The sequence below is a fragment of the Tetragenococcus koreensis genome (genome assembly GCF_003795145.1).
Taxonomy (GTDB): Bacteria; Bacillota; Bacilli; order Lactobacillales; family Enterococcaceae; genus Tetragenococcus; species Tetragenococcus koreensis.
Map to the genome: position 1 here is coordinate 2,060,135 of NZ_CP027786.1, position 12,529 is coordinate 2,072,663.

Consider the following 12,529-nt stretch of genomic DNA (forward strand, 5'->3'; position numbering starts at 1 on the left):
ACATTTTTATTAAAAAAGCATTAAACATGATATAATGACGAGATGAAAGGAAGAGTCTTATGGAATATTCAATCGTTTTACCGACTTCACAAAAAAAGATGACACTCCGTGAATTATTAGAAAAGGAATGGCTCGTTCCGCGAAAAGTTCGTCATTTTTTACGGGTTCGTAAAAACGTCTGGCGTAATCATCAACCGATAAATTTTCATGAATTTGTATACGCCAATGACATCATTACTCTACAAATTGAAGAAGAGGATTATAACTACCAGAACGTAACAGCCGGTTCAAAGGAAAATATCACGGTTTTATTTGAAGATGAACATTTAGTGGTTGTTAATAAACCAGTTGGCATAAAAACGCATCCCAATCAACCCGAAGAGACAGGCACTCTCTTAAATGATCTAACCGCTTATTTAGCTGAACAAGATGAACGGCCTTACGTCGTGCACCGTTTGGACAAAGAAACATCAGGTGCTATTCTATTTGCTAAAAATCCATTTGTTCTACCAATTTTAGGAAGACTTTTAGAAGAAAAGAAAATTTATCGCCGCTATCAAGCAGTCGTTTGGGGAAAATTAACACAGGACTGTACTATCGATAAAAAAATCGGCCGAAATCGCCACGATCATCGCAAGCAGATAATTGATGAGCGCCATGGTAAAACTGCCATTACTCATGTAAAAGTACACCAAGCTCACCAAAAAACAAGCGAAATTTATTGCACACTGGCTACAGGTAGGACCCATCAGATACGTGTCCATTTAGCAAGCCTAGGTCATCCTGTTGTTGGTGATCCCTTATATCAAAACAAAAAAGGAGCTCGTTTGGCGTTACACGCTTATGAAATGAAATTACTTCATCCCTTTACCCAAGAACAGATTCAGATTACTGCCCAACCTGGATTATGGTAAAAAGAAAACTTATTTGCTTTCTAGCAGTTTTACTTCATCCTCAGTTAATTCTCGATAGCTACCAAGATCTAACTGTTCATCAAGGTACAAGTGTCCCATACGGATTCGTTTTAAATACATAACTTCTTTTCCCACAGCATGGGCCATCCGTTTTACTTGATGAAATTTTCCCTCATGCAGCACTAAACGAATCGTTGATACATTGTTTGCTTCATCTACCTGATCAATCTTAAGTTTTGCTGGCAAACAAACTTCACCCCCATCAATTTTCAGGCCATTGGAAAAAAGTCCGATATCCGCTGATGTCATAATGCCATCAACCGTAGCCAGATATTCTTTTTCCACGTGTCTTTTGGGCGAAAGTAAACGATGAGAAAGAGCGCCGTCATTTGTTATTACAAGTAGGCCTTCTGTATCTTTATCTAAACGTCCTACAGGAAAAAGGTCTGAACGAAAATCTTGGTCAGAAAAGATGTCTAAGACTGTTGCTTCAAAAACATCCACAGTTGCGGTAATGACACCAGCAGGCTTATTGAGTAGATAATAAAAGTATTTTTGATAAACAACTTCATCGCCCTCTAAAGTAACACTGTCTTCTTGTTCTTTGACTTGGAATTTATCAGAAGTTACTATCTCGGAGTTTACTGCAACTTGTTTATTTTTGATTAATTGCTTCACTTCTTTTCTAGAACCAAAATCCATATCTGCTAAATATTTATCTAAACGCAAAATTTTCCTCCTTTTAAAAGAAGTTCGAAAATCAAGATGACTTTCGAACCTTTTTATATTTATTTTATTTTTAGTCTTGTCCGTAGTGAAGCCATTTTCGCTCCCAAAAGCTTATCAGCTAAACGGACTTTTAATGCCGTATAAATGTAAGTTAACGCACCCACTGCTGCGACGATGAGGATTAAAATAAAGGATTGTGCCTTTCGTTCTTGTGTAAATACCATGCCAAAAATTCCGCGCGCGATACCGGCAAAAACTAGCATAACCATGGTCAGCAGAAAAACTAGAACAACCCTTCGTAAAGTCAAGGTAATGTTAAATCCGGTTTTTTTGTGCAACTTACGCAAATTCAGATAACAGGTCACACTAAACCCAAGTATAGTAGAAACCACTGGACCATAAGATTCCAACATATATATGCTTAAAGTTTGGGTCAAGAATTTAATGGCTAACCCAATAGCAAAATAAAGCACAGCTGAAGGATTTTCATAAATGCCTTGCAACATACTTGAAGTAAGCATAAATAAACCCAAAATCAAGCCAGAAAAACTAACCGCAATCAATAGGTTAGTACCCAAACGATCGGGCTGGTAAAACAGGGTGTTTAATGGATAAGCCAACAACATCATACCAAATGTCGAGGGGAACATGACAAAAGTATACAATTGCAAATTATTACTAACCAATTTTGCTAAAGCTGGACGATCTTTTTTGGCAAAAGCTTCGGTAACTAATGGTAACCCTACAGTAGCCAAAGAGGTAGCTAACCCAATGACAACCATGACTAACTTATCTGGATTCCCACTAAATAAAGCAAATAGTGATTTTAACTGCTGATTAGTATATTCAGTAAAACGTTCCATAGTACTGATAAAAGTATATTGATCGACCAATTTATAAATGGTAATCCCAGAACCAACGATAATAAAGGGTACAGCTTCCCTTATCGTTTGTAACAATAATCGAGTTGTATTAACTTTTACATTACCTGGGCTCATATCAACTAGAATATCAAGCCTGCTTTTTTCTTTTTTATAATAATAAAGTAAGACAGCAATACTGGCTAACGCCCCAATAAAGGCAGCAAACGTTGATTGGGTAACAGCGGCAACATAATCACCGCTACCTAAGCGCATAATAATAAAAGTAGCAATCAACATATAGCCAACACGAGCTACTTGTTCAACTAATTGAGAGATGGCATAAGGCGCAACATTTTGCAGCCCTTGAAAATATCCGCGAATGACGCTCATAAGCGGAATAACCAGAATAGCTACACTCAACGAACGCATTGATGGAATTAAATCCACGCCGCCTCCAGCATGCCTTGCTAAGGCTGGAGCCGCAAAATACATGATTACCGCAAAAACTACGCCTAAGCCTAACATCAATTGCATGGCTCTTATAAAAAGCTTTTGACTAGCTTTGTATTCATTTATCGAGTTATAATAAGACACCTGCTTTGCAATCGCAGAAGGCAGCCCTGCGGTTGAAATCATTAAAAATAATGCATAAACATTATAGCTCATATTAAATAAGGCATTTGCTGGTAAATAATCATCGCCTAGCCAATAGATCCAAGGCAAAAGATAAATGACGCCTAAAAGGCGTGAACCAATATTACCAATCGTCATCCAGGCAGAACCGCGAGCCATCTTATCTTCATTTGTTAACTCTGGTGTTTCGGGGTTTCTATTATTTATCATGGTCACCTTCTCCAACTTTTCTTATACATAATCCCTATTCTAATTCGAAACAGAAGCAATCGCAAACTATTTTTAAAAACGACTGCTTTCATTAAAAAATTTTATCAAAAATACCGGTTTTCTTTCTCCTATGCTATAATGGTTGAGAAGTTTTTACCAGAAAGTAAGGTGGACATCCATGTATTCAATAACCCTTAAAGAACTCTGCCAACTTTTAGCAGAAAAAAATTTATTAAAAGAACCCGTTGATAAAAATAAACTAGCCGAACAATACTTTACCTATCTATCTTATGATTCTCGCGATTTAGCAGAACATACGCTATTTTTTTGCAAGGGAATGAATTTTAAAGAAGCTTCTTTGCAAGATGCTATTAATAAAGGTGTTGACGTTTATGTTTCTGAAACAAAATACGACACAACAGCCCAAGCAGTCATTGTCACTGATATCCGTAAAGCAATGGCCATTGTTGCACAGCATTTCTACCACAATCCCCAAGATAAATTATACAAAATCGGGATTACCGGGACCAAGGGAAAAACGACCACAGCCTATTTTGTTAAAAAAATATTAGACGACGCTTTTGATAAAAAAGTCGCATTATTTTCATCAGAAGAAACAACGTTAGATGGAACGACATTAATTCCATCAAAATTGACGACTCCTGAAGCTTTAGACATATACCGTCAAATGGCTACTGCCTGTGAAAATGGATTAACTCACTTAGTGATGGAAGTATCGTCACAAGCTTATAAAACAAAGCGTGTGTATAATCTTACTTTTGAAACGGGCGTCTTTTTAAATATTAGTCCAGATCATATTAGCCCGATCGAACATCCAACGTTTGAAGATTATTTTAATTGTAAAAGACAGCTATTGTTAAACAGCAAGCAGATGGTAATTAACCATGAAAGTGACCAATTTGATATCTTAGAAAAAACTTGTATCGACCATCAAATTCCTTTATATACTTATGGTCACAAAGAAGGTACCTATCTTTTATCAGATAAAGCCGAAGAGCGCTCATTTGACCTATCTGCTAAAAACGAAGACATGCTTAACGTTAATGGAAACTATCGATTAGCTCTGTTTGGTCAATTCAATCATGAAAATGCCGCAGCGGCCATTTTAGTTTGTGGATTGGCAAACGTCTCTAAACAAAAATGCCAAGAAAGCTTACCATTAACACAAATTCCAGGGCGGATGAACTTACTAGAAAAAGCGAACGGGGCTTACATTTTTGTCGATTATGCGCACAACTATCTTAGTATTCATTCAATTGGTCAATTTGCCCACGAGTTAAGACCTGATGGCCGAACGATTATCGTCACAGGTAGCGCAGGTGGTAAAGCTATCTCACGTAGACCTGATATTGGAAAAGCACTATCAGAATGTGCAGATGTTGCCATATTAACTAGTGATGATCCTGATTTTGAAGACCCTGCTGCTATTGCGACAGAAATAAAAGCAGCAATTACTAACCCCAAGGTTGAAATTCAGTTGGAATTAGATCGAGCTACTGCTGTTACTTCTGCTTTTAAACAAGCTAAAGCAAACGATACAGTCATCATTGCTGGTAAGGGGATCGAAAAAATGATGAAATATCAAGGGTCAGAAGATTTCTACGAAGGTGACTTTCATATCATTAAACGTTTAATTAATGAAGCAAAGGAAGTTTAATTATTTCATTTGTATTACATTTTTATTTTTCTGGGAAAACCCCTTATTTTTATACGTTTTTCTTGTATAATCAATGTATTGATAACTTGAAGGAGCCTTTCCCATGACGACTAAACATAAAAAAATATTCTTTTTAACAGGGATGACAATCATTCTTCTTTTGATTACTTTTTTCGGCTGGAAACTTTTAGCATCTGTTCTTGCCCAAGGAACTGCTGAACATTACACTCGTTCAGCTATGCCTTATGGTTTTGTGCTGGTGCTGTTTTTCCCCATTGTTGCCACTTCTACCTTATTTTTAGGCCTAGCCCGTGCAAAAAAATGATTGTTGTAAAAAAGCTGACTTCTTTACCTTCTAGGTATAAGTCAGCTTTTTTATTACTCATTACTTGTCCAGTGACTTCTTTTACTACTCTTATATTTTATTTTTAACAGTAAGTAGCAAGCACTTTATTTCTCTTCTTTCTCTTTTTATACTATAGTGAAGTTGTAACAAAAAAACACAAAAGGAGTGTCGATTCATGAGCAATAAGATGTCTGTTTCAACTGTAATTAATGAAGGCGGACGCGAAGGTGTCAGCAAATCCTTAAGTGGTGACTTTGAAGTAAAAACAACCGGAACAAATAAAAAAGGTTATACTAACCCAGAAGAACTGTTTGCTGCAGGAATTTCTGCTTGTTTCAACGGTGCAATTCAATTCCCATTAGAACGCGATGGTTTAGGCGATCGTGATCGTACAATTCGCGCAGAAGTAGCTTTATATGGTGATCTACCAGATGATCATACAACACTTCACCTAGAAGTTACATTGATTGGTAAAATCGATGGTGTTTCCAAAGAAGATACTTTGAAATATATGAAAGAAACCGATGGCATCTGCCCTTACTCAAAAGCTGTACATGGCAATGTCGACATCAAGTATGAAGCAGAAGAATAAGTTTTAAAAAGAAGCTAGAACGCTCTAGCTTCTTTTTTATGTGCTATTTTGTATCTTAGGTCATTTGTTTGTTAAACTTTTGTCTTATGCTATAAGACAAGGCCATCTTTCTTTATAGACCTATACCACTTCGTCCATAGTATTCGCATTAAAAACTTTTATTAAATACAGCTCACTTTTCTTTTTAGCTACATACTTTTTATCCGCTGAAAATCCCTCTGAGATCTCATATATAATTGTAAAGCCCAACTGATTAAAAATTTTTTTGATTTCATTCATCATAATCATAGACAATGACTCCTTAATATCAATTATAGAATAACAGACATACTACTAATTACTTCTCAAAAAAATCCTACTTAATCCATGCGCTACCGTACGAACGCTGGTCAACGTCTGCTTTTTATCTAGCGCTTCTTGCCAAGACACAGGCCCTAAATGAATAGAAAACGCTCCTAGCATTAGCTGGTCCATTGCGCCGATATCTTGCGTGCGACTGCCACACAAAGCAATTACTGGCACATGATACTTTTGTGCGAGTTTAGCCACGCCAAATGGAACTTTTCCTTGCTCGGTTTGTTCATCTATTTTACCTTCACCGGTAAAGATCAAATCCGCATCTTGGAAATGATCTTCTAGTCCGATCATTTCGGCTACGGCCGGAAAGCCAGCAATAATTGTTCCACCTAACAAAACCATTGCTCCACCTAAGCCACCAGCAGCTCCTGCACCTTCAAACTGAGCTAGATCCACTCCATATTGTTCCTTTATTTTTTCCGCTAATTGACGTGCTCTGTATTCCATTTCATTTACCGTATCAGCATTTGCTCCTTTTTGCGGACCAAATATTTCTGCAAAACCATTTTCCCCAGTATAAGGATTTGTAACATCGGCAATCGCAAACAATTCTGTATTAGCAAATAACTGCAAACTAGGTTCAAAGGCAACATCTGTTGACCTCAACAAGGGATTTCCTTCTATATTATCGGTTGAAGACATACCTAATGCTTCAAGCATGCCCAAGCCTCCATCTGATGTGGCACTTCCTCCTAAGGTTACATAGATTTCGTCCAGTTGTCTTTCTAATGCATCTTTTACGACAAGTCCCAAGCCATAAGAAGTGGCCTTTCGTACCGTTTCATCAGTCGGGTAAAGTAAATGTAAGCCAATAAAAACAGCGGCTTCGATGATTGCTACTTTTTTATCTTTAAATGAAGTAATCAAATAATTTCCTTCAATACTATTACCGAGTGGATCCTTACTTTCTACTAAGACCCATTTACCACCAATTGCAGCATAAATTGAATCCATAGTTCCTTCGCCACCATCAGCGATTGGAATATTCCTTTTTTCTTGCCAAACTTCATTAGGTAAGCCTGATAATACTGCTTGATTTAATTCTTCTGAAGTAGCACATCCTTTAAATGAATCGATAACCGATACCACTTTCATCTGCTCACGTCCTTACTTTTTTACTTATTATACTTAAAAACGCAAGAATACAACACTAGGTTGATTCTTGCGTTTTTATTTATATTAATTTGCTACAATGTTGACAATTTTATTAGGTACGACAATCACTTTACGGATCGTCTTACCAGCCAAATGCTCTTGAATGCTCGAATTATTTTTCGCTAGTTCTTCCAATTCTTCTTTGGTTGCTTCAGCAGAAGCTTGCACTTTTGCTCTTACCTTGCCATTTATTTGTAGGACAACTTCAACTTGTTCTTCAATTAAAGCAGATTCGTCATACGTTGGCCAAGCAACATAGGAAATGCCACCTTCATTACCAAGGATAGCCCAAAGTTCTTCGCCTAAATGAGGCGCAACAGGTGCTAGTAATTGGACAAAACCTTCAATATATTCGTAGTAAAGCGAATCGACTTTATTAGCTTCGTTTACAAATACCATTAGTTGAGAAATACCAGTATTAAAACGTAAGTTCTCAAAGTCTTCCGTTACTTTTTTAACTGTCTGATTATAGACTTTCGTCAAGGAGCCATCATTTATGGTTGTGATACGATCTCGCATTCTTCCTTCTTCATCAACACACAAACGCCATACACGGTCTAAAAATTTACGGCTCCCTTCCAAACCATTTTCATTCCAGGCAACAGAAGCATCTAAAGGTCCCATAAACATTTCATAAAGTCGGAGCGTGTCAGCGCCATATTGTTCAACCACATCATCAGGATTCACAACGTTACCGCGTGATTTTGACATTTTTTCATTGTTGGTTCCTAGAATCATGCCTTGATTGTATAATTTTTGGAAAGGTTCTTTAGTTGGTACAACGCCTAAGTCATACAAGAACTTATGCCAAAAACGCGCATACAATAAATGTAAAACCGCGTGCTCAGCACCACCAATGTAGACATCAACTGGCATCCAATTTTTCAAGTGATCATAATCCGCTAGGGCCCCTTTATTATGTGGGTCGACAAAACGGAGGAAATACCATGAACTTCCTGCCCATTGTGGCATAGTGTTCGTCTCACGACGCCCTTTTTTACCCGTTTCAGGATCTGTCACATTGACCCAATCCGTAACATTAGCTAATGGTGATTCACCAGTACCACTTGGTTTAATATCTGTCGTTTTGGGTAATTCTAATGGCAATTCAGATTCTGATAATGCACTTGTCGTCCCGTCTTCCCAATGAATGATCGGGATTGGTTCACCCCAATAACGTTGTCGAGAAAACAGCCAGTCACGCAAGCGATAACTGATTTTCTTTTCGCCTAGTCCTTCTTTTTCTAGCCAAGCAACCATTTTTTCAATGGCTTCATCTTTATTCAGTCCGTCTAAAAAGCCAGAATTAATATGAGGACCATCTTCGGTAAAGGCCGCCTCTTCAACGTTTCCGCCTTCCAATACTGGAACAATATCTAAATGAAACTTCTTAGCAAATTCATAATCACGTTCATCATGTGCTGGTACAGACATAATAGCACCCGTACCATAAGAAGATAATACATAATCAGCAATCCAGATCGGAATTTCTTTACCGTTTACGGGATTAACAGCGTAGGCTCCAGTAAAGACGCCTGTTTTTTCCTTTGCCAAATCAGTACGACTCAATTCAGACTTTTTAGCTGCTGCTGTTACATAACGCTCTACCGCTTCTTGTTGTTCGGGCTGAGTAATTTTCTTAACAAGATCCAATTCTGGGGCTAAAACTGCATAAGTTGCACCAAACAACGTATCAGGCCGTGTGGTGAACACAGTAAATGTTTCGTCTGCATCTTTTACGTCAAATTGCACATTTGTTCCGATAGAACGACCAATCCAGTTGCGTTGCATTTCTTTGATGCTTTCAGGCCAATCTAAATCTTCTAAGTCATCTAACAAACGATCGGCATAGTCGGTAATTTTTAACATCCATTGACGCATCGGTTTGCGCACAACCTCATAGTCGCCTCGTTCACTCTTACCGTCAATGACCTCTTCATTTGCAATAACCGTTCCGAGTTCAGGCACCCAGTTTACAGGCACTTCTGCTTCATAAGCCAGCCCTTTTTCATATAGCTTCGTAAAAATCCACTGCGTCCATTTATAATATTCTGGATCCGTAGTATTAATTTCTCGTGTCCAATCATAACTAAATCCCAAAGAATTAATTTGACGACGAAATACTTCAATATTTTTTTTAGTAAATTCGGCTGGATCGTTTCCGGTATCTAACGCATATTGTTCAGCCGGCAACCCAAAAGCATCCCATCCCATCGGATGCAACACGTTATAGCCTTGGCTGCGTTTCACACGCGCTAAGATATCCGTAGCTGTATAGCCTTCCGGATGCCCCACATGCAGCCCTTGGCCAGATGGATACGGAAACATGTCTAGTACGTAAGATTTTGGTTTTTGTTCATCCTCTGTTGTGATAAAGGTGTTATTTTTTTCCCAATAATTTTGCCATTTCTTTTCAATAGCTTTGTGATCGTAAGTTTTCACAAATTATCTCCTCCTTGTGTAAATAAAAAAAGCCCATAAGAAGCATATAAGCATCTTATAGGACGTAATCAACGTGGTACCACCTATTTTTACTGAAAATAAATCAGCCTCAAACGTTTTAACGGCCGTCGCCGTATTTACTTTTTAAAGTTCACATTCCAAGACAAGTTCAAAAGCATTCTTATACATTTACAGCGACCATGTACTCTCTAAAAAGAATAACTTTTTACTACTTCTCGCGAATTTTGTTTCAAATGTTGATAGATTGTACCTATAGTATCAAAAAAGTAAAATAAATTCAATTATAAACAATAATCTTAGAAGACACGTTCTATTGACGTGTCTTCTAAGATTAAGTAATAGATTAACTTACTTTTAAAGTTTGTCCAATATAAATTGTATCTGAACTTAAATTATTGATCGATTTCAAACGACTAATTGAAATATCATATTCTTGCGAAAGCATCCATAAGCTATCGCCACTTTTGACTTTATGACTGCTATTTGATCCACTATTTGTCTGATTTGTATTGTTAGCCGATGCTGATCCTTTTTTCACTGTTAATTGTTGGCCTGGATAAACAAAATTATTTTGGATATTATTCCAACTACGCAATTGATCCATCGTTATGCCATTATTATTCGCAATCAACCAAACAGAATCCCCTGATTTTACAGTATAACTACTGTTTGAGGTATTGTTATTGGAATTACTTGAACTATTACTATTTGAATTGCTTGAGCTGTTTGAATTCCCATTGTTGGCCACTGTTAATTGTTGGCCTGGGTAAACAAAATTATTTTGGATGTTATTCCAACTACGCAATTGATCCATCGTTATACCGTTGTTATTAGCAATCAACCAAACGGAATCTCCTGATTTTACAGTATAAGTGCTGGACCCATTATTAGACGAATTGCCGTTATCAGTATTCCCCGAATTACCAGCATTTCCTGAATTGTTTGAACTACTGCTGTTTGTCACTTTCAATTGTTGACCTGCATAGACAAAATCATTTTGAATATTATTCCAATTACGCAATTGATTCATTGTTATGCCATTATTATTCGCAATCAACCAGACCGAATCCCCTGGTTTTACAGTATAAGTGCCAGATCCATTACTAGATGAATTACCGTTGTTATTGGAGTTATCAGAGTTTTCGCTATTACCCGAATTTCCTGAATTTCCGTTATTATTTGAGTCATTTGAATTGTTATTATTTTCTACTGTCAACTGTTGGCCTGCATAGACAAAATCATTTTGGATATTATTCCAACTACGCAATTGATCCATTGTTATGCCGTTTTTATTAGCAATTAACCAAACAGAATCTCCTGGTTGTACAGTATAAGTGCCGGATCCATTATCAGACGAACCTCCATTGTTATCGGGAGTTTCAGTATTACCTGAATTATCATTACTGTCTGAATTATTATCATTACCAGCATTTTCGTTGCCGCCTGTCCCAGTGTCGATAATACCATCAGAACTACCACCAGTATCAAACCGCGTTAAGTTATAGTCTTCAATCACGCCGTTTAACACAGTGTTATAATTTGGTGCAGTCGCGTAAACACCAGTCAAAGCAGCAGTGGCATCTTTATACGAATTGGTGTTACTCTTCCATGCGCCACTATATAACCCGGTACTCAACAAGGCAGCATTATCTTGGAATGAAGCAGTATAAGATGGATATTTACGAAAGTCCGCGTTAACCGTAACATATTCACCATTAATATATTCACCGGTAGGCATTGTAACAGATTGCCCGTTGTAACTTCCTTTAATACCAAATAGATTATTATTAGGAGCTTGTGACAAAGTACTTGAACCCCAGCCACTTTCAACAACTGCTTGGGCAATCATTACTGAAGCATACAAGTCATTTGATGCAGCAACAGATTCTGCATGGCCAGCAAGTTCTTCAATAAAAGCTGAAGGTTCTGGCGCAAGTTGAGAAGAAAAAGCTGCAACTGCAGGTGCTTCATCTCCCGGAAATTGTTCGGCAGCTTCTTGTAGTTCTTCTGCTTCTGTCTGTTCTTCATTATTTTCTGGGTCTTCTATATCTTCTGCTGAATCCTCTGGAACTTCGCTTTCAGGCGCTTCTTCTACCTGCTGTTCTTGGGGTGCTTCGTCTTCTGCCGCAGGTTGTTGTTCTACTTGCTCTTCACCCTCCGTCAGTGGTTGCTCGGTATCTTCTGCCACAGAATCATCGCTTTGTGTTAAGTCAGCTTCATCTGCTTCAGTATTCGAATAATCAGTTGTAGGTTCGTCTGTTTGGCTTTGTAAGTCATTTGCACCCTCTTCTGAATCATAAGGCGCCACCACACTGCTATCTGCTTCTTCAGCATGTACATTATGTACTGGTAACAAAGGACTGACCGCCGAAACAGCTGTAACAGTACCTACAACGGCTGCACCCTTTTTCAAGTTCCCGTATAAAGACAAACGCTGTTGGATCTTTCTGCGTTCTTTTCGTGACAATGACGATTTCATTTATTCTCCTCCAAACTTTCAAACTTTTACATTTATTTCAATTATACATGGAAGAAATTCCATAGGCAAAGCAAAAAACGAATGTAATGTATTTTTAATCTGACTGTAAC

Annotated in this window: 10 protein-coding genes and 1 other annotated feature; of the genes, 4 read left to right on the top strand and 6 right to left on the bottom strand. The window is 37.7% G+C overall.

Features of this window, described 5'->3' with window-relative positions; all coding sequences use genetic code 11:
• Positions 1–59 precede the first annotated feature (59 nt).
• A complete protein-coding gene (locus tag C7K43_RS09925) occupies positions 60–914 on the top strand; it encodes an RluA family pseudouridine synthase (protein WP_124006697.1) in 855 nt (284 codons plus the stop codon).
• 9 nt (positions 915–923) lie between these two features.
• Here the strand turns inward: C7K43_RS09925 and C7K43_RS09930 are convergent, their stop codons facing one another.
• A complete protein-coding gene (locus C7K43_RS09930; RefSeq protein WP_124006698.1) occupies positions 924–1,643 on the bottom strand; it encodes a pseudouridine synthase in 720 nt (239 codons plus the stop codon).
• Positions 1,644–1,702: 59 nt separating this feature from the next.
• Positions 1,703–3,349, bottom strand: a complete 1,647-nt coding sequence (locus C7K43_RS09935) for a putative polysaccharide biosynthesis protein (protein WP_124006699.1) — start codon at positions 3,347–3,349, stop codon at positions 1,703–1,705.
• A 178-nt stretch (positions 3,350–3,527) separates the two neighbouring features.
• On the opposite strand from C7K43_RS09935, the gene murE reads away from it, so the two are divergent.
• The 3 genes from murE (at position 3,528) to C7K43_RS09950 (ending at position 5,965) form a co-directional block, all read left to right on the top strand.
• Positions 3,528–5,027 (top strand): UDP-N-acetylmuramyl-tripeptide synthetase, encoded by a 1,500-nt coding sequence (gene murE, locus C7K43_RS09940; protein ID WP_124006700.1) that lies wholly within the window; start codon positions 3,528–3,530, stop codon positions 5,025–5,027.
• 103 nt (positions 5,028–5,130) lie between these two features.
• The gene (locus tag C7K43_RS09945) at positions 5,131–5,352 is read left to right on the top strand and encodes a hypothetical protein (protein WP_124006701.1); all 222 of its coding nucleotides are present in this window, start codon (positions 5,131–5,133) and stop codon (positions 5,350–5,352) included.
• 196 nt (positions 5,353–5,548) lie between these two features.
• Positions 5,549–5,965, top strand: a complete 417-nt coding sequence (locus C7K43_RS09950; RefSeq protein ID WP_124006702.1) for an Ohr family peroxiredoxin — start codon at positions 5,549–5,551, stop codon at positions 5,963–5,965.
• 120 nt (positions 5,966–6,085) lie between these two features.
• Here C7K43_RS09950 and C7K43_RS13215 read toward each other — a convergent pair whose 3' ends face one another.
• The 4 genes from C7K43_RS13215 to C7K43_RS09965 form a co-directional block, all read right to left on the bottom strand.
• Positions 6,086–6,253: a hypothetical protein gene (locus tag C7K43_RS13215; protein ID WP_157977747.1), complete on the bottom strand. Its 168-nt coding sequence runs from the start codon at positions 6,251–6,253 to the stop codon at positions 6,086–6,088.
• Positions 6,254–6,298: 45 nt separating this feature from the next.
• Positions 6,299–7,417: a glycerate kinase family protein gene (locus C7K43_RS09955; protein WP_124006703.1), complete on the bottom strand. Its 1,119-nt coding sequence runs from the start codon at positions 7,415–7,417 to the stop codon at positions 6,299–6,301.
• An 84-nt stretch (positions 7,418–7,501) separates the two neighbouring features.
• Positions 7,502–9,919, bottom strand: a complete 2,418-nt coding sequence (leuS, locus tag C7K43_RS09960; protein ID WP_124006704.1) for a leucine--tRNA ligase — start codon at positions 9,917–9,919, stop codon at positions 7,502–7,504.
• Between the two features lie 55 nt (positions 9,920–9,974).
• Positions 9,975–10,169: a binding site (T-box leader), on the bottom strand.
• Between the two features lie 114 nt (positions 10,170–10,283).
• Complete coding sequence (locus C7K43_RS09965) at positions 10,284–12,419, bottom strand: LysM peptidoglycan-binding domain-containing protein (RefSeq protein ID WP_124006705.1); 2,136 nt, start codon at positions 12,417–12,419, stop codon at positions 10,284–10,286.
• Positions 12,420–12,529: the final 110 nt, after the last annotated feature.

Coding starts and splice junctions, on each gene's coding strand:
- C7K43_RS09935 (WP_124006699.1), bottom strand. CDS start 3,349: ATGATAAATAATAGAAACCCCGAAACACCAGAGTTAACAAATGAAGAT.
- murE (WP_124006700.1), top strand. CDS start 3,528: ATGTATTCAATAACCCTTAAAGAACTCTGCCAACTTTTAGCAGAAAAA.
- C7K43_RS13215 (WP_157977747.1), bottom strand. CDS start 6,253: ATGATTATGATGAATGAAATCAAAAAAATTTTTAATCAGTTGGGCTTT.
- C7K43_RS09955 (WP_124006703.1), bottom strand. CDS start 7,417: ATGAAAGTGGTATCGGTTATCGATTCATTTAAAGGATGTGCTACTTCA.
- C7K43_RS09925 (WP_124006697.1), top strand. CDS start 60: ATGGAATATTCAATCGTTTTACCGACTTCACAAAAAAAGATGACACTC.
- C7K43_RS09950 (WP_124006702.1), top strand. CDS start 5,549: ATGAGCAATAAGATGTCTGTTTCAACTGTAATTAATGAAGGCGGACGC.
- C7K43_RS09965 (WP_124006705.1), bottom strand. CDS start 12,419: ATGAAATCGTCATTGTCACGAAAAGAACGCAGAAAGATCCAACAGCGT.
- C7K43_RS09945 (WP_124006701.1), top strand. CDS start 5,131: ATGACGACTAAACATAAAAAAATATTCTTTTTAACAGGGATGACAATC.